The organism is Streptomyces sp. NBC_00091, from assembly GCF_026343185.1.
In the GTDB taxonomy this organism is placed as follows: Bacteria; Actinomycetota; Actinomycetes; order Streptomycetales; family Streptomycetaceae; genus Streptomyces.
The window spans coordinates 366,332-382,297 of sequence record NZ_JAPEMA010000002.1 but is presented as its reverse complement, the minus strand read 5'-3'; the positions used below and the strand labels follow the sequence as shown (position 1 = coordinate 382,297).

The window sequence follows — 15,966 nt, the reverse complement described above, 5'->3', positions numbered from 1 at the left end:
GTCCGTCAGGCGGCGGTCGCGAGCTTCTCGTCGCCGACCCTGCGGGCCAGCTCCAGTACGGCCGCCACGGCCGGCGGCATCCAGGACTGCTCCGGCCACACGGCCCGGACGTCCAGGCGTGCCCGGGGCAGGTCGGGCAGTACCGCCAGGGAGCTGTCCGGCCGGACCGAGGACTGCGGCAGCATCGCGATGCCGCAGCCGCTCTCGGCGAGTGCGCGGGCCCCGCTGGCCGAGCCGGTCTCGATCACCTGGGGATCGGCGCCGTAGCGCTCCCGCAGGGCCGTCGGCAGGATCGCCTGGGAGGGGCATTCCGGGTCGACGACCAGGACCGGGGCCGTACGCAGCGCGGCCGTACGGCTCTGCGGGTCGTTGAAGGCCGGCCCGCCGACGGGCACCAGCTCGACCGGCGCCAGCGACTGGGAGGTCAGGCCGGCGGGCGGGGGCGCGAGGTCCGTGTCGGGGGCGGGGCCGACCGTCAGCCCCAGGTGGATGTCGCCGTCGAGGACGGCGGCCTCCATCCTGGAAGGGCCGACGATTTGCGGGGAGAGGCACACCTGCGGGTAGCGGTAGCGGCACTCGCGCAGCAGCGCCCCGATCCGCCGGTCGATGAGCAGCGGCCCCGTCCCGACGACCACGCGGCCGCTGGGCATTCCCTGGGGGTCGAAGGCGGCATTCGTCTCCTCGACGAGGTCGAACATGCGGTTCACGTATTCCATGAAGGTTTCTCCGGCGGCCGTGAGCCGCACACCGTGCGGAAGGCGTTGGAGAAGGGGCGTGCCGGTCCTGGATTCCAGGTGGCGGACATGGGAGGTGACGCTGGACTGGGAATATCCGAGATTGCGTGCGGCTTTGGTGAGGCTGCCGCTGCGGACGACTTCCCGGAGGGTGCGCAGTTGTGTGAGATCCACGGGCATGGCGGTGCCGAATCTTCCTGGAGGCCGGGACTCGGAGGCGGCGCTCGACGCGGTGGCCGGGTGGGGCTGGGCAGGCCGGGCGTGAGGCGCGGATGTCGCCGGAGGATGACGGGCGAGGGCGGCTGGCTGCCGGGCCCCTGCACCTAACGTACGCGTCGGCAGTGACGCGTTAGTAAAGAGAATGCCAAAGGATCCGCCCCCGGGGGATCGACCGAAAGGACGAACCCCCGGACACCACCTAGCCGGCGGCCGGTTCCCGGTGCCGGCGGCTGTGGCGCGCCACGCGGACCCGGTTGCCGCAGGTGGCCGTGCACCACTCACGGCGGGCGTGGGTCTTGACGAAGTAGAGGATGCAGCCCGGCGCCGGGCAGGCGTTGACCGGCCGCCCCGGGGCGCCGCCGAAGAGCCGCACCCCGGCGGCCGCCACCTCCCCCAGCGCGGCCAGCCGCGGATCGGGCTCCGCCCAGCGGGTCACGGCCCCCAGCGGCTCCGGGGCCGCGGCCAGCTCCTCCCAGCGGGCGGCGAGCCGGGAGGCGAGGTTCACCGTGCGCACGTCGGCCGGCTCCGGGGCCCGGCCGGCCACGTGCGCGGCGGCCACCTCGCGCAGGGCGTGGCGCAGCTCGAGGAAGCGCTCGAAGTGGGCGCGGGTGGCGGGCTCGGTCAGCCGGGACCGCAGCGGCGGGCTGAAGTCCTCCAGCCGCCGGGCGCACCAGCGGTCCAGGTCGGCGGGGGTGGCCAGGGCGTCGACCAGGACGCCCCGCAGGCCGCCGTCGATGAAGGTGGTGTTCACGAGGTCGAGGGCGAGCGACTCCCCGACCAGCGGCATCTCGTCCACCGGCGAGCGTTCCGCGCTCTCGGACATGTCCTCGCCTCCCGGCGTGTTACTAATGGAAATCAGCACTAATGGGAAAGCGCCTCCTTCGACATTAGCTCTTCGCGCAGAGGAAAACCATGCCCACGCCCCCCACGACGACCCTGCCCACCACGGCGCCGGCCCCCGCCCCGGCCCCGGCCCCCGCCCCCGTTCCGGCCCCGCAGACCCGCCGCCGGAGCCGGTTCGCGCGCCTGTCGGGCCAGGCCCCGCCACGCCCGCCGGCCAAGGCGGTGGCCCTCGCCACCGGCGCGGGCGTGACCGCACTCCTGCTGCTCGTCGCCGTCGGAGACCTCCTGCACCGCCCCCTGCTGATCCCGCCGCTGGCCGCGAGCGCCGCGCTGGTCGTGGCCGCGCCGGCCCTCCCGCTGGCCCAGCCGCGCAATGTCATCGGCGGGCAGCTGGTGGCCGCGGCCGTCGGCTTCGCCGCGCTCGCGGTCGGCGGGAACTCCCTCTGGACGGCCGCCGTCGCGGGCGGACTGGCGGTCGGGGCGATGGCCCTCACCCGCACCCCCCACTCTCCCGCCGCGGCCACCGCCGTGATCGTCGTCCTCTCCCGGCCCCCCGTCCTCCCCTTCCTCGGCCTCCTCGCCCTCGCCACCACCCTCCTGGTCCTGGTCGGCTGGGCGGCCGCCCGTGCGGGCGCGGGCACCGGCCGCTACCCGGCGTACTGGTGGTGAACCAGGACCCTGACCCCAGGCAGCGGGGCCGGCCACACCGTCCGGGCGACGGCGGCGTTGCTCCGGGTTGACGAACTCCTCACCTGGCTGGACCACAACTCCGGCCCTGTCGGGGTGGCTGGCGTGGCGCGGGGCGGTGGGATGTGCAGCGCGTGGAGAGGCGCCCGGCCCAGCCAACGGGTCATGGGGGCCCACGCAACCGTTCCCTCGCACTCCCGCGGCGGTCCTCAGCGCCGGCGGGGAAGGAAGTCATGAACCTCAACGCTCACAAGGTGACCCGACGGCCCCGGACGCGCTCCCGGGTCCTGCTCGCCTCCCTCGCCGCGACGGCGGCCCTGACCGGCCAGCTGGTGGCGCTCGCCCCGGCCGCGTCCGCCGACGGGCCCAAGCCGTCGGGCCAGAACGCGCCGTCGGCTCAGGACAAGCAGAGGAACCCGGAAAAGGACAAGGACCACTACAAGAAGAAGCCCACTCAGTTCCCGCACGGCCTACGCCAGTTCACCTCTGACAACACCTTCACGGCGCCGGCGGGCGTCACCACCGTGTTCGTCCAGGCCTGGGGCGCCGGCGGTGGCGGCGGCGGTGGCGGCGGCGCGTCCACCGTCAACGCCGGTGGCGCGGGCGGTGGCGGCGGCGCCGGCGGCTTCACCTGGTGCACCATCCGCGTCACCCCGCTGGCCGACTACGGAATCGACGTCGGCGCCGCCGGAACCAGCGGCGCCGGAGGCACCGGCGGCGGAGCGACGGGCGGGCCCGGCAGCGCCGGCGGCGCGGGCGGCAACTCGACCGTGATCGCGGCGGCCACCAACACCTCGCTCCTCACCGCCGGCGGCGGTGGCGGCGGTGGCGGTGGCGGTGGCGGCACCGCCGGTGGCGTGGGTGCCCCCGGTGCCGGCGGGGCCGGCGGCGCCGGCTCGTGCACCACGGGCGGGGTGAACCTGGCGGGCGGTGGCGGCACCGGCGGCACCGCCGTCGGCGGCGAGGGCGGAACCCCCGCCGACGGCATCGTGGGCCTGCCCACCCGCGCGGCGGAGGGCGGCGACGGCGGTGCCCGAGGGCTCCCGACCCCCGAGAGCGCCCGCCCCGGCGGCGCCGGACAGGCCGGCGGCGCCGGCTACGTCGTCATCTGGTGGTAGGTAGCCAGGTAGGCAGGTAGACAGCACCACGACCGCCCGTTCCCACGGCCCGTACGGCCGTGGGAGCGGGCGGTGCCCGTCACGGCGAAGCGGTGAGGAACTCCCGCAGGTCGACGATCTCGTAGCCCTCGTCCTGCGCCGCGTCGATGATCCGCGGCAGCGCCCGGGCATCCAGGACGACCCCGTCGCCCGCGCTGCTGCCGACGTGCATCTGCAGGATGCATCCGGGACCGAGCGAGCCCACCGCCCTGCGGACCGCCGCGTCCACCGTCATACCGCCGGCCGGACCCAGATAGCCGTTGGTGTCGTTGGTGAACTCGATCGCCGCGTAACCGAGGTCGTTGACGTCCTCCACCGACTCCGCCGTGGTCGAGCTGTACGGGAACCGGAAGAACGGCAGCGGCTCGGCCCCCGACGCCGTACGGATCGCCGCGTCGGCGCGGCGCACCTCCCGCGCCCGCTCCGCCGTGCCGAGGTCGTCGAAGGAGGGGTGGCTGTAGGAGTGGTTGCCCAGCCCGTGCGCCGCGGCCATCGCCCGGACGGCAGCGGGGTGCGCCTCGGCGAACAGGCCCGTGGGGAAGAAGGTGGCGGCCAGCTTCCGGCGCCGCAGCTCCGCGAGGACGGTGTCGATCCCGCTCTCGTCCCACGCGGCGTTGAAGGTGAGCGCCACCACCGGGCGGGAGGTGGGCAGCCGGCGGATCTCCTGGCCGAGCAGGGACGCGGGCGGCCGGGGACCCGCCCCGCCGCCGGCCTCGCCCACCGCGCGCCCCGGCGCCGCCCACGCGTCCGGGCCGGGAACGAGCCCCGCCGCCAGCAGCCCCGCCATCGCGGCGCGTCGTCCCACATCCACCACAGTCGCTCCTCCGGACCTCGCGCCGCCCTGCACGGCGCTGGCACGACTATGCGAGAGAACGCGGCGCCCCGCCGCGCAGCCGTGCCGCGCACCCGGGTGATCTGCGCACGCCGCGCCGCCGGACCACGGTGTGCCCGGCCCGCCCCCGCCCGGGCGGCCCGTACAGTCCGCTGCGGGCACCTCGGCCTCCGTCACCGCAGACGCGCACCGGCAAGGGAGACAGGCGTGAACACGACCGACCAGGACCGCTTCCCGGCGGATCCGGCCCGCCCCCACGACGGGGACATCACCGGCCGGGCCTCGCTGCACGTGCTCGTGCTCTCGGGCTCCTCCCGCACCGGCTCGGTCAACGCCCGCCTGGCCTCGCTCGTCGCGAGCCTGGTCGTCCGGGCAGGGGCCACCGCCGAGCCCGCGCTGCTCGGCGACTTCCCGATGCCGCTGTACGACGGGGACCTGGAGGCCGACGAAGGGGTGCCGCCGGGGGCGCTGGCGCTGCGCGAGCGGATCGAGGCCGCGCAGGCCCTGGTCATCGCCTCGCCCGAGTACAACGCGTCCGTCCCCGGCGTGCTCAAGAACGCCGTCGACTGGGTCTCCCGGGTCCGGCCCCAGCCCTTCAAGGACAAGCAGGTCCTGCTCGTGTCGGCCTCGCCCTCGATGGTCGGCGGCAACCGGGGCCTGTGGGCCCTGCGCATCCCGCTGGAACACCTGGGGGCGCGGGTCTACCCCGACATGTTCAGCCTGGCGATGGCCCATCAGGAGTTCACCGACGACGGCGCCCTCTCCGACCGGGGTCTCGGCGAACGTCTGGCATCGACGGTCGACGCCTTCCTGGACCTCGCCGAGGCCGACACCCGCTACCTGTGCCTGCAACGCCGCTGGTACGAGTTCCTCGGCGACCGGACCGACGCGCCGGTCACCGCCCGCGCCCAGGACTGAGACGCGGGCCGGCGCCGGGCGCTCAGCGCTGCGACAGCTCCGACGGGGCCTGCTGCACCACCCACCCGTTGCCGTCCGGGTCCCGGAAGGTCATGAACGCGTTCCAGGTGTCCCCCGGGCCGTCCTCCCAGCCCGCCGCGCCGAGATGGCGTACCGGGGAGACGTCCACGCCGCGGCCCGCGAGCTCCTCGCGGGCCGCCGCGATGTCCGTGACGCACAGCTGGAGGCCGTGCAGCGTGCCCGGCTCCATCACCGTGGTACCGGGAGCCGGCGGCATCCCCTGGAGCAGGGCCACCGAACACCGCGAGCCGGGCGGGGTCAGCTGGATGATGCGCACACCGGGGGCGACCTCGTCGTCGAGGTCCACGGTGAAGCCGATCCCGTCGGCGTAGAACTCCTTCGCCCGGTCCATGTCGGTGACAGGGACCGGGACGACCTCGAGCGTCCAGTTCATGGAGATCCTCCTCGGCAAGCGCCGGCGCGTCCGGCCGGATTGAGTCTCCCGCAGGGGGAGACCCCAAGCTGGGGGACATGGACAGCGACACGCTCTATTCCATCGGGGAACTGGCCCGGCGGACCGGCCTGACGGTCAAGACCGTCCGGTTCTACTCGGACGAGGGGATCGTTCCGCCGAGCGGACGGAGCCCGGCGGGCTACCGGCTGTACGACATCGACGCCCTCGCCCGCCTGGACCTGGCCCGGACCCTGCGTGACCTCGGGCTCGGCCTGGCCACCGTACGCAAGGTGCTGGACCGGGAGGTCTCCGTACCGGAAGTCGCCCGGGCGCACGCCGACGCCCTGGACGTCCAGATCCAGACCCTCCGCCTGCGCCGGGCGGTACTGCGCGCGGTCGCCCGGCGCGGACCCGACACCATGGAGCTGAACCTCATGCACCGACTCGCCAAGCTCTCCGAGGGCGAACGGCACCGACTGGTCCACGACTTCATCGACGACACCTTCGGCGGCCTCGACGGCAACCCGGAATTCGTGCTCCTGATGCGCTCCGCGATGCCCGTGCTCCCCGACGACCCCACCACCGAACAGGTCGAGGCCTGGGTGGAACTCGCCGAACTGTGCCAGGACGACGGCTTCCGCGGAGCCATCCGCCGGCTGGCCGAACACCAGGCCGGGGAAGGCGCCCCGGGAGACCGCACCGGCCTGCACCACGACATCGACGAAGCGGTGCGCGCCCGCATCGAGGAAGCCCTCGCCGCCGGCGTCCTGCCGGCATCCGCGGCGGCGGCCCCCCTCACCGACTCCCTGGCCACCCTCTACGCCCACGCCTTCGAACGCGCCGACGACGGCGACCTGCGCCGCTGGCTCCTGGCCCGCCTCGAAGCGGCCGCCGACCCGCGCGCCCAGCGCTACTGGGAACTCACGGCCACGATCAACGGATGGCCGGTGTCGGCCGGACTCGCCCCGGTGTTCACCTGGTTCACCACCGCTCTGCGCCGCCACACCTGAGTCCGGGGCGCGTGAGGCAAGGGCGCCCCGGTCCGGGGCGCCCGGGGCCGGGGCGCATTCCCGCGCGCGGGGGCGTGCGCTGGTGCCAAGGGGGCGCGCGGTACGGCGGATGCCACTCTTCCGGAAGATTTCCGGAACCGGCTTGCACGATCGGGCGCGATTTCCGATGGGGTGGTGATGGGGGGCGCTGGTCGCTCCACGGCTGCCGCACACGGGGGCAGGCAGCCGGTTACCCCACAAACCACTTGGAAGGTTTCGCGCCGAAGTGAATGTTGCCGAGATTGTCGCCCTCGCGCTGATAGTCACCACCACGGTCCGTGTTTTCTCGAGCGATGTGACACCCACCGCCCTGGCGGGCGGCGACGAGCAACGGTGGGGGAGTGCATGAGCGAAGGCGAGTTCGACCCGGCGGGGGACCAGACGGTCTCCAGTGAACTGGCAGGCGTACTGCCGGTGGAGTTCACCGCGTTCCACTCCCAGCAGCACCGCGCGTACCTGCGCTACGCCCACCTCCAGCTGGGCAACGCCAAGGACGCGCAGGAAGTCGTCGACGACGTGTTCACCTTCCTCCTGAAGGTGTGGCGCCAGGCACTGAAGGAGGCGAGCCTGCACGGCTTCGCCTGGGCGGTCCTGCGCGAACACGTCGAACGCCGGCTGGCGGCCCTCGGCCGCCAGGTGGCCATGGTGGAGACGGCGTGGTTCTCGGCGCTGCGCCGCTCCTCGAGGGAACGGCTCGAACTGCTCGAGTCCAAGCTCGGCCTGTACGCCGCGATCGCGGAGCTGTCCGAGCGGCAGTACGACGTGGTGCTGCTGGCCTTCCTGCTCGGCAACGACTCCGACACGGTCGCCCGGATGATGGGGATTTCCCCCGCGACGGTCCGTTCGCACGTCCGCGGCGCACGCCGAACCCTGTCCCGCAAGCTCGGGGTGGACTGGATCCCCGGAGAGGAGAAGGACCAGTGAGCGACATGCCCGCTGACCGTGACATGCCGCTGTGCGAACTGGACGCGGCCCTGAAGAACGCGGCGGTGCTCGCGGAGGAGTACGCCGGCTACGACGAGGGCGCCGCCCGGCGCCGGATCGCCCGCCGGATCGTGGCCGACCGGGCCCGCTCGGCGATCGGCGGCGCCGGCGGGACGGACCTGCCGGCGCGGGGGCACGCCGCGGCCGCCGAGTACGACGACCTGGTACTGGACGCCGCCTGCCACGTGCGGGCGGCGCGCGTCCTGGACGACGTCACCTGGTCCCTCGTGGAGAGCCGGGACTTCGCGGAGCTCGCCCTGCACGCCGGATCCTGGCCCCACGGAGTGGACTCGGCGCTGCTGTTCGGCTGTCTCCTCCACCTGACGGACCGGACGGAGGGGGCCCGCTTCTGGTTCCAGTACGCGGCCGGGGCGGGCTCCCGCACCGCCGCACTGTGCCTGTACCTCCACCACCTCTCCCGCGCGGAGGTCCGTACCGCCCGGCACTGGAAGCAGGAGGCCTGGACCCTGCCCGCCGAGGAGCACCTGCCGCCCCTGCCGCAGATCCCCGAGGGCCTCGAAGAGGCCCTGGCCGCCTCCGTGATCTGGACCTCCCCGCCCATCACCACCCAGGACCTCAGCTCGCTGACCACCGGGCCGGGCCGGGCCGGGCGGCCCCCCTACCGGCTGCCCGCACGACTGCGCCAGGCGGTCGCGGCCCGCCCCCGCAAGGAACACCCGGACCTGGGGGACGTGTTCACCCCCAGCGCGCCGGTCGCCGTGGCCGTGGCCCACCACGCGCGCCTCAACCCCCTGCACCTGACGGACGAGGCCAACGCGTGGGCGCTCGAAGCGCTCAAGCAGCCACACCTGACCCACGCCGCCCGCAAGAGCCCCGAAGGACAGCCGGCCCCCGCCGCACTGGCATCCGTACACCAGGCGCTGCGCGTCCTGGAGGTCATCAACCGCTACTCGGGCGGTGTGAGCCTCACCCAGATCGCCCGTGAGACGAAACTGCCGCAACTGGTGCTCGCCCGGGCCGTGGAACAGCTCGTCCGGGCCAACCTGGCCACCCCGACCGGACCGGACGCCTACGTCGCCGGCAACGCCCTGCTGCTGACCGACGCGGCGAACGGCGAGGGGCGCGGGCACCTGAAGGAGACCCTCGCCTGGGTACGGGACGCCGTTGGCGCCGCCGTGTACGTGGCCCGCTACACCGACGGCGAGGTCTCCATCACCCAGTACGCCGACGGCCCGGGCACACCGGTCGTCGAGGAGTGGGTCGACTTCAGGGCGGCCGCCCACGCCTCCGCGGTCGGCAAGGCCCTGCTCACCCAACTCGACTACGACGACCGCAAGGACCATCTGGACCGCCACCGGATGTCCCGGTTCACCCCCCACACCCTCGCCAGCCAGGAGGCCCTCTTCCACCAGCTCGACACGCGCCGGCCCAACGCCCCGCTGCTCGACCTCCAGGAGTACGCCCTCGGCACGGTGTGCGCGGCGGTGCCGATCACCTCGGGCCCGAACGCGGAATGTGTGGCCCTGTCCATCCCGGTCCCCGATCCCGGCCGGCTGAGGCAGGCGGCCCGGATCCTGCAGAGTGAGGCCGCCGCGGTCTTACTGGCTCTGATCGTGGCCGGCAGTGCCCAGCCCGCCCCCGCGCCGGTCCGGAGCGAAGCCGTCCCCCGGGGACCGCAGTGGTTCCAGGAGGGAGCGGCCGGAGCGACCGTGCCGCTCGGGCTGCACAGCCCGTTCCTCTCCACCACGGTCTAGACCGCCCGGCGTCCGCGGACGCCGCGCATCGACGCCGAAGCGGGCCGGGCATCCGTGCCCGGCCCGCTCCACCGTGCGTCAAGCCGCCCGCCGGCGCAGGCCGGCCGCCACCAGCAGCCCGGCGGCGATCACGAGGGCCGCGTCGACGGCCAGGACCGTCCGCACCCCGTCGAAGAGGCTGCCCTGCGTGGTGGCCAGGACACCGAGCAGCGGGATGCCGACGGTCAGGCCGACCTGCTGGGTGGTGGTGACCAGACCGGTGGCGAGCCCCTGCTCCGCGTCGGGCACACCGCTCGTCACGATCAGCCCGTACGAGATGATCGCGCCGAGGTGGAACATGCTGGCCACCGACACGGCTACGGTCGCGACCAGCGCCCCGGAGCCCGCACCCACGGTGAGCAGCGCGGCGGTGAACACGCCCTGGCCCAGCAGGGATCCGATCAGGGTGCGGCGGGCGCCGAAGCGGCCGATGACGCGGGGAGCGTACGTACCGGCGACGGCCGAGGCCACCCCCTGCACACCGAAGACCAGCCCCGTCAGGAAGGAGGACAGCCGCAGCGTCTCCTGGAGGTAGAGCGTCAGGACGAAGATGACCGTCGACATCATCGAGAAGGTCACCAGGCCCCCGATGTTGCCCCAGGCCACCGTGCGGCGCTTCAGCATCGGCAGCGAGACCAGCGGGGCCGGGGACTTCGACTCGACCACCACGAAGGCGGCGAGCAGGACCAGCCCGGCCACCAGGGTGCCCCAGACGTCCACGCCGCCGAAGCCGCGCTGGGCCGCCGTCGACAGGGCGTAGATCAGCGCGAGCAGACCGCCGGTGACGGTGACGGCGCCCGGCACGTCCAGGCGCGGCCGCTCGGGGGCGCGCGACTCGGACAGCAGCCCCGGCGCGAGGAAGAGGACGAGCAGCGCGGCGACCGCGAGCAGGCCCATCGTGGAGCGCCAGCCGAGGGTGTCGGTCATGACCCCGCCGAGCACCATGCCGACGGTGAATCCGAGGGACATCAGGGTGCCGGAGATGCCGAGCGCCTTGTCGCGCAGCGGGCCCTCGGGGAAGGTCGTGGTCAGCAGCGACATGCCGGTCGGCACGATGACCGCCGCTCCCAGGCCCTGCAGGGCGCGCCCGGTCAGGAAGGAGGCCGGGTCCCAGGCGAGGGTGGCGAGCAGCGAGGCCGCGGCGAAGACCACGAGACCGGTCAGGAACAGCTTCTTGCGGCCGTACAGATCGGAGATCCGGCTGAAGAGGAGCAGGAATCCGCCGGAGGGCAGGGTGAACGCGGTGACCGCCCACTGGAGGGCGGAGGTGCTCAGGCCCAGGTCCTTGCCGAGCGCGGGCAGGGCCACGTTCAGGACGGAGAAGTCGAGCGCCACCATGAACTGGGCGGCGCAGAGCACGAAGAGGACCAGCTTGGCCCGGCCGGAGAGCCGGGCGCCCTTGGGGGCCGCCGGGTGCGGACCGGTGGTCGGCGTCTGTGTGTCGATCGTCATGGCCACTACCCTCGCGGCCAGGGAATGCCCCTGAAGAGTGGGAACTTATCCTGTTGCTGGCACCACCAGGCAGCCGACAGGGGGATTTTGTGGCCACGCCGATCGATCAGCGCCGCCGGACGGAACTGCGGGAGTTCCTGATGAGCAGGCGCGCCAGGATCTCGCCGACGCAGGCCGGCCTGCCCGACGGCGGAGCCCGCCGCCGTACGCCCGGACTGCGCCGGGAGGAGGTCGCCGTGCTGGCGGGGGTCGGGGTGTCCTGGTACCAGTGGCTGGAACAGGGTCGCGACATCACGGTCTCCTCGCAGGTCCTGGACTCGGTGAGCCGGGTGCTGAAACTGACCAGCGCCGAGCGCCGCCACCTGTACGTGCTCGCCGGGCTCAATCCGCCCGCGCTGGAAGTCGCCCCGGGCGACCGGGACATGTGCGACGGCCTCAAGCGGCTGATCGAGGCCTGGATGCCTTTCCCCGCGCACATCATGGACGCCTACTGGAACACCGTGCTGTACAACGACGCGGCGGCGCTGGTGTTCGGGATGCGCCCGGAGATCGTGCAGAACTGCCTGATCGCCTTCTTCACCGACCCCATCTACAAGGCGCGTTCCCCGTACTGGCAGGACGTCGCCTGCGAGGTCGTGGCCCAGTTCCGGGCGGCCTGCTCGGACAGCCCCGAGGACGAGGGGTTCCAGGTGGTCGTGGAGCAGGCGCGGGAACTGAGCCCGGAGTTCGCCGCGTTGTGGAAGCGGCGGGACATCCGCCCCGGCGGCCAGCTCAAGAAGCAGATGGAACACCCCGTCGTCGGCGCGCTGTACGTGGAGTCGACCCAGCTGCGCGTCCCGGCGCGCCCCGATCTGGCCATCGTGCTGCACACCCCGCTGCCGGGCACGGACACGGCCGAGAAGCTGGAGTGGCTGACCTCGCCCGAGGGGCGGCGCGGCCTGATGTACCCCGTGGCCGGCTGAGCCCCGCTCAGGCGCCGCGCGCGCCGAGGGCGGCGACGGCGCCGACCATGCGGTCCCAGAAGAGCCCGGCGTCGAGGCTTGTGGCGACCCGCGCGTTCACGGGGCGGCCCACGTAGCCGTGGAGGTCCACGACGGTGGCCCCGCGGGTGTAGCGGCCCTGGAGTTCCACCACGACGTTGGCGTCCACGCAGCCCACGATCGCCGGGTCGATCACCCGGGCCACCGCCACCGGGTCGTGCAGCGGCGGATGGGGCATGCCCCACAGCCGTCGGTACGTGGAGGCGTAGTAGGTGAGCAGTTCCACGCAGACGGAGCCGATCCGGGTGCCGAGGCCCGCGAAGCGGGCCAGGACCTCGGGCGTGGCCAGGGCCTGGTGGGTGACGTCGAGCCCGCACATGGTCAGCGGTACGCCGCTGTCGAAGACGATGGCGGCGGCCTCCGGGTCGGTGTACACGTTGAACTCGGCGGCCGGCGTGCGGTTGCCCGGCCCGGCGGAGCCGCCCATCAGCACGATCTCGCGGATGCGGGCCGCGCACTCGGGATAACGGGTCAGCAGCAGCGCGATGTTGGTCAGCGGGGCGGTGGGCACCAGCGTGACCGGCTCCGGGTGCTCCATGAGGATCCGGTGGATGAGGTCCACGGCGTGCTCGGGGACCGCGTCCACCGTGGGCGGCGGGAACTGCGGTCCGTCCAGTCCCGATTCGCCGTGCACGTCGGCGGCGACGGCCAGCGGCTGGAGCAGCGGCCGGTCGCATCCGGCGGCGACGGGCACATCGGTGACGCCGGCGAGGGTCAGCACCCGGCGGGCATTGAGGGTGGTCTTCTCCAGCGTCTGGTTGCCGGCGACGGTGGTGACGGCGAGGAGGTCGACGGCGGGATCGGCCGCCGCCAGCATGATCGCCAGGGCGTCGTCGTGTCCGGGGTCGCAGTCGATGATGATCGGGACGGGCACGGGGTGGTCCTCCTCGTGGAGCCTGAGCTGCCCAGTCTGCCGCCGAGCAGCCGCGCCGGCCGCTCCTTCCGAGCCAAAACACGGGGGCGGGTGGCGGATGAGCGCCTTTCGATCACCCGTGTGAGGGCCCCGGGATTCCTCCGAACGGGGGCCCTTGCGGGGTCCGTGCGGCGGCGACTGCCGCGCCTGCGCGGATGGCCGGGGGGAGTGTGGAACGGTTCGTGCCGATCACGCACAGCAGCGATCGGAAGGACTCCCCATGCTCAGAACGGTGTTCACTGCCGGCGCGGCCGCCGCGCTCGCCGCTGCCGCCCTCACGCCCTCCGCCGGGGCCGCGAGCTCCGCCCCGACCCCCGCGCCCCCCGGGCAGATCACCATCGACGTGGTCCAGGTCAACGGCTCCGGCTGTCGCCCCGGCACCGCCACCGTCTCCGTCTCCCCCGACAACACGGCCTTCACGGTGACGTACAGCGAGTACCTCGCCCAGGTCGGCAAGGACGCCAAGGCGACCGACTTCCGCAAGAACTGCCAGCTCGGCCTCAACGTGAACGTCCCCCAGGGCTACACCTACGCCATCGCCAAGGCCGACTACCGGGGCTTCGCCAGCCTCGCGGACGGCGCGAGCGCCACGCAGAAGGCCAGCTACTACTTCCAGGGGATGTCGCAGACGTCCTCCCGCGCCCACACCATGCGCGGCCCCGCCGAGGGCAACTGGCAGGTGTCGGACTCGGTGCCCGTCGAGGCCCTCGTCTTCAGCCCCTGCGGCGCCAAGCGGAACCTGAACATCAACACCGAGCTGCTCGCCCAGGCCGGCTCCTCCGACACGGCGAACAGCACCAGCTTCCTCACGATGGACTCCACCGACGGCAGCATCAACACCGTCTACCACTTCTCCTGGAAGACGTGCCCGCAGCGGCGCTGACACCGGGCGGACACCGCGGGTGTGAAGAGATGCCATTGGGGACATTCGGGTGTGAATGTCCCCGATCGGCAACCGGGCGCGGAGAGTAACGAGTCATAACGTTCAGTAATGGCTCCACTCCTGGGAGGTCCCATGAACACCGCACCGACGTATGGACTTTCATCGGGGACGCCGCAGTGGGCGCTCGACCCCTACCGGTTCCCCGGCCTCGAGGGCCTGGACGAGCCCGAGGCCCCGGCCGGGTCCGGTGACCGGCCCGCCCCGGAGCCGGCCGGCGGCCCGCGCCCGTCCTCGCGCCGGCCCTGACGGGGAACCGGAGGCTCCGGTTACTCGCGAGGAAACCCACCCTTTGGCTATGGTGGGCCCCTTCCGGTCGAGGCCCCTTCGGATCCCATGCCCAGTCAGGGATCCGAATACCGATCGAAGGATGTCCCGCCAATCCGGGACGGAAAATGCATGCAGAGCGACGTGGTGTGGCAACACCGCCCGACGTCGGCTCAATGCGAGCCGGCCTGCTCTCGTCCTGCCATCCAGGGCTTGAGGGCGGCGGTCCTCTCATTCACCTACCTCGCGAAGGCAAGGCAGAGATGGCAAGAGCCACCAGACAGTCCACCAGGAAGTCCTCCCGACAGGGCATACACCCCGTCGACGAGTTGCTCCCGTTCCCCAAGCTCGCCCTGTACGGCTTCCAGCACGTGCTCGCGTTCTACGCGGCGGCGGTCATCGTCCCCGTCCTGCTCGGCAACGCCCTCGGGCTCACCCGCCAAGAACTCGTCCACCTCATCAACGCGGACCTGCTGACCTGCGGTATAGCCTCGATCATCCAGGCCCTCGGCGTCTGGAAGGCCGGCGCCAGGCTCCCCCTCGTCCAGGGCGTGACCTTCACCGCGGTCTCACCCATGATCGCCATCGGCCTGGGGGCGGGCGGCGGCACCGCCGGCCTGCTCGTCGTCTACGGAGCGGTGATCACGGCGGGCATCGCCACCTTCGCCTTCGCGCCGCTCTTCAGCAAGCTGGTGAAGTACTTCCCGCCGGTCGTCATCGGCACGATCCTCACCATCATCGGCATCACCCTCATCCCCGTGGCCCTCCAGGACGCGGCCGGCGGAGCCCACCTCGTCGGCACGCCCGACTACGGGTCCACCAGGAACCTCGCGTACGCGCTGGGCACCCTGCTCTTCATCCTGGCCCTGGTCCGCGTCGGCAAGCCCTTCCTCAGCAGCCTCGCCGTCCTGCTCGGACTCGTGGCCGGCACGGCGGTCGCGTGGCTCTTCGGGGACGTGGACTTCGGCGCCGTGGAGCAGGCCGGCTGGTTCGGCGTCACCACCCCCTTCCACTACGGCATGCCGCGCTTCGAGCTGCTGCCGATCGCCGCGATGCTCGTCGTCATGCTGATCACCATGGTGGAGACCACCGGCGACGTCTACGCCATCGGGGAGATCACCCGCAAGCGGGTCGACGCCGACACGGTCGCGCGCGCCCTGCGCGCCGACGGAGTGGCCACGGTCCTCGGCGGTGTCCTCAACTCCTTCCCGTACGTGGCGTTCGCGGAGAACATCGGCCTCGTCCGGATGTCGAAGGTCATGAGCCGCTACGTGGTCGTCGCGGCCGGCGTGTTCATGGTCGTACTCGGACTGCTGCCGAAGGCGGGCAGCCTGGTCGCCTCGGTTCCCCACCCCGTGCTCGGCGGAGCGGCGGTGTCCATGTTCGGCATCGTCGCGGCCGTCGGCGTCCAGATCCTGGGGAAGGCCGACCTGCGCGAGGAGCGCAACACCCTCATCCTGGCGGTCAGCCTTGGCGCGGCGCTGCTGCCGACCACGGTCGGGCCCTTCTTCGACCGCATGCCGGACGACCTGCGGGCCGTGCTCGACAGCGGGATCACGCTGGGCGCGCTCACGGCCATCTCCCTGAACCTGCTCTTCAACGTCTTCACCAGCCGCCCCACCATGGAGATCGACTGGGAGGACATCGAGGAGGGCGGCCCGCCCGCCCCGGCCTTCGGGGCGCCGGCCCGCTGACCCGTCGGCGGGCCGGGAGGGGCGGCCGC

Annotated in this window: 15 protein-coding genes and 2 pseudogenes; 10 read left to right on the top strand and 7 right to left on the bottom strand. The window is 73.0% G+C overall.

Going from position 1 to position 15,966, the window contains the following annotated elements:
* Positions 1 to 5: 5 nt before the first annotated feature.
* The 3 genes and pseudogenes from OOK34_RS29485 to OOK34_RS29480 form a co-directional block, all read right to left on the bottom strand.
* Entirely contained in the window at positions 6 to 716 is a 711-nt protein-coding gene (locus OOK34_RS29485) for a substrate-binding domain-containing protein (RefSeq protein WP_267037206.1), read from the bottom strand.
* Between the two features lie 18 nt (positions 717 to 734).
* Positions 735 to 914: pseudogene (locus OOK34_RS35515) on the bottom strand (LysR family transcriptional regulator); the annotation flags it as partial.
* A gap of 238 nt (positions 915 to 1,152) precedes the next feature.
* Positions 1,153 to 1,776, bottom strand: a complete 624-nt coding sequence (locus OOK34_RS29480) for an ABATE domain-containing protein (RefSeq protein WP_267037205.1) — start codon at positions 1,774 to 1,776, stop codon at positions 1,153 to 1,155.
* Between the two features lie 89 nt (positions 1,777 to 1,865).
* On the opposite strand from OOK34_RS29480, the gene OOK34_RS29475 reads away from it, so the two are divergent.
* Together OOK34_RS29475 and OOK34_RS29470 are read left to right on the top strand one after the other, a co-directional pair.
* A complete protein-coding gene (locus tag OOK34_RS29475) occupies positions 1,866 to 2,465 on the top strand; it encodes an HPP family protein (RefSeq protein ID WP_267037204.1) in 600 nt (199 codons plus the stop codon).
* A 251-nt stretch (positions 2,466 to 2,716) separates the two neighbouring features.
* Positions 2,717 to 3,601 carry a hypothetical protein gene (locus tag OOK34_RS29470; protein WP_267037203.1) on the top strand — a complete coding sequence of 295 codons (885 nt, stop codon included), beginning with the start codon at positions 2,717 to 2,719 and terminating at the stop codon, positions 3,599 to 3,601.
* Positions 3,602 to 3,680: 79 nt separating this feature from the next.
* Here the strand turns inward: OOK34_RS29470 and OOK34_RS29465 are convergent, their stop codons facing one another.
* A complete protein-coding gene (locus tag OOK34_RS29465) occupies positions 3,681 to 4,451 on the bottom strand; it encodes a polysaccharide deacetylase family protein (protein WP_267037202.1) in 771 nt (256 codons plus the stop codon).
* 306 nt (positions 4,452 to 4,757) lie between these two features.
* On the opposite strand from OOK34_RS29465, the gene OOK34_RS29460 reads away from it, so the two are divergent.
* Complete coding sequence (locus OOK34_RS29460; protein WP_267037549.1) at positions 4,758 to 5,390, top strand: NADPH-dependent FMN reductase; 633 nt, start codon at positions 4,758 to 4,760, stop codon at positions 5,388 to 5,390.
* A 22-nt stretch (positions 5,391 to 5,412) separates the two neighbouring features.
* Here the strand turns inward: OOK34_RS29460 and OOK34_RS29455 are convergent, their stop codons facing one another.
* Entirely contained in the window at positions 5,413 to 5,844 is a 432-nt protein-coding gene (locus OOK34_RS29455; protein WP_267037201.1) for a VOC family protein, read from the bottom strand.
* Positions 5,845 to 5,921: 77 nt separating this feature from the next.
* Between OOK34_RS29455 and OOK34_RS29450 the strand changes: the two genes are divergently transcribed.
* From OOK34_RS29450 to OOK34_RS29440, 3 genes and pseudogenes are all read left to right on the top strand, one after another.
* The gene (locus OOK34_RS29450; RefSeq protein WP_267037200.1) at positions 5,922 to 6,854 is read left to right on the top strand and encodes a MerR family transcriptional regulator; all 933 of its coding nucleotides are present in this window, start codon (positions 5,922 to 5,924) and stop codon (positions 6,852 to 6,854) included.
* 384 nt (positions 6,855 to 7,238) lie between these two features.
* Positions 7,239 to 7,817: an RNA polymerase sigma factor gene (locus OOK34_RS29445; protein ID WP_241253482.1), complete on the top strand. Its 579-nt coding sequence runs from the start codon at positions 7,239 to 7,241 to the stop codon at positions 7,815 to 7,817.
* Between the two features lie 920 nt (positions 7,818 to 8,737).
* Positions 8,738 to 9,454: pseudogene (locus OOK34_RS29440) on the top strand (IclR family transcriptional regulator); the annotation flags it as partial.
* 216 nt (positions 9,455 to 9,670) lie between these two features.
* On the opposite strand, the gene OOK34_RS29435 reads toward OOK34_RS29440, so the two are convergent.
* On the bottom strand, positions 9,671 to 11,083 hold the full coding sequence (locus OOK34_RS29435; protein ID WP_267037199.1) for an MFS transporter: 1,413 nt from the start codon (positions 11,081 to 11,083) through the stop codon (positions 9,671 to 9,673).
* Positions 11,084 to 11,223: 140 nt separating this feature from the next.
* On the opposite strand from OOK34_RS29435, the gene OOK34_RS29430 reads away from it, so the two are divergent.
* The gene (locus OOK34_RS29430; protein WP_267037548.1) at positions 11,224 to 12,045 is read left to right on the top strand and encodes a helix-turn-helix transcriptional regulator; all 822 of its coding nucleotides are present in this window, start codon (positions 11,224 to 11,226) and stop codon (positions 12,043 to 12,045) included.
* A gap of 7 nt (positions 12,046 to 12,052) precedes the next feature.
* Here the strand turns inward: OOK34_RS29430 and OOK34_RS29425 are convergent, their stop codons facing one another.
* Positions 12,053 to 12,997 (bottom strand): nucleoside hydrolase, encoded by a 945-nt coding sequence (locus OOK34_RS29425; protein WP_267037198.1) that lies wholly within the window; start codon positions 12,995 to 12,997, stop codon positions 12,053 to 12,055.
* Between the two features lie 259 nt (positions 12,998 to 13,256).
* Between OOK34_RS29425 and OOK34_RS29420 the strand changes: the two genes are divergently transcribed.
* From OOK34_RS29420 to OOK34_RS29410, 3 genes are all read left to right on the top strand, one after another.
* Positions 13,257 to 13,919, top strand: a complete 663-nt coding sequence (locus OOK34_RS29420; protein ID WP_267037197.1) for a DUF4360 domain-containing protein — start codon at positions 13,257 to 13,259, stop codon at positions 13,917 to 13,919.
* A 132-nt stretch (positions 13,920 to 14,051) separates the two neighbouring features.
* A complete protein-coding gene (locus OOK34_RS29415) occupies positions 14,052 to 14,225 on the top strand; it encodes a hypothetical protein (protein WP_267037196.1) in 174 nt (57 codons plus the stop codon).
* A 281-nt stretch (positions 14,226 to 14,506) separates the two neighbouring features.
* Entirely contained in the window at positions 14,507 to 15,937 is a 1,431-nt protein-coding gene (locus OOK34_RS29410) for a nucleobase:cation symporter-2 family protein (protein ID WP_267037195.1), read from the top strand.
* The last annotated feature ends 29 nt before the right edge of the window (positions 15,938 to 15,966 follow it).

Excerpts from the sequence above, each read along its gene's own strand:
- OOK34_RS29485 (WP_267037206.1), bottom strand. The coding sequence starts at position 716 with ATGGAATACGTGAACCGCATGTTCGACCTCGTCGAGGAGACGAATGCC.
- OOK34_RS29480 (WP_267037205.1), bottom strand. The coding sequence starts at position 1,776 with ATGTCCGAGAGCGCGGAACGCTCGCCGGTGGACGAGATGCCGCTGGTC.
- OOK34_RS29475 (WP_267037204.1), top strand. The coding sequence starts at position 1,866 with ATGCCCACGCCCCCCACGACGACCCTGCCCACCACGGCGCCGGCCCCC.
- OOK34_RS29470 (WP_267037203.1), top strand. The coding sequence starts at position 2,717 with ATGAACCTCAACGCTCACAAGGTGACCCGACGGCCCCGGACGCGCTCC.
- OOK34_RS29455 (WP_267037201.1), bottom strand. The coding sequence starts at position 5,844 with ATGAACTGGACGCTCGAGGTCGTCCCGGTCCCTGTCACCGACATGGAC.
- OOK34_RS29450 (WP_267037200.1), top strand. The coding sequence starts at position 5,922 with ATGGACAGCGACACGCTCTATTCCATCGGGGAACTGGCCCGGCGGACC.
- OOK34_RS29445 (WP_241253482.1), top strand. The coding sequence starts at position 7,239 with ATGAGCGAAGGCGAGTTCGACCCGGCGGGGGACCAGACGGTCTCCAGT.
- OOK34_RS29435 (WP_267037199.1), bottom strand. The coding sequence starts at position 11,083 with ATGACGATCGACACACAGACGCCGACCACCGGTCCGCACCCGGCGGCC.
- OOK34_RS29430 (WP_267037548.1), top strand. The coding sequence starts at position 11,224 with ATGAGCAGGCGCGCCAGGATCTCGCCGACGCAGGCCGGCCTGCCCGAC.
- OOK34_RS29420 (WP_267037197.1), top strand. The coding sequence starts at position 13,257 with ATGCTCAGAACGGTGTTCACTGCCGGCGCGGCCGCCGCGCTCGCCGCT.
- OOK34_RS29415 (WP_267037196.1), top strand. The coding sequence starts at position 14,052 with ATGAACACCGCACCGACGTATGGACTTTCATCGGGGACGCCGCAGTGG.
- OOK34_RS29410 (WP_267037195.1), top strand. The coding sequence starts at position 14,507 with ATGGCAAGAGCCACCAGACAGTCCACCAGGAAGTCCTCCCGACAGGGC.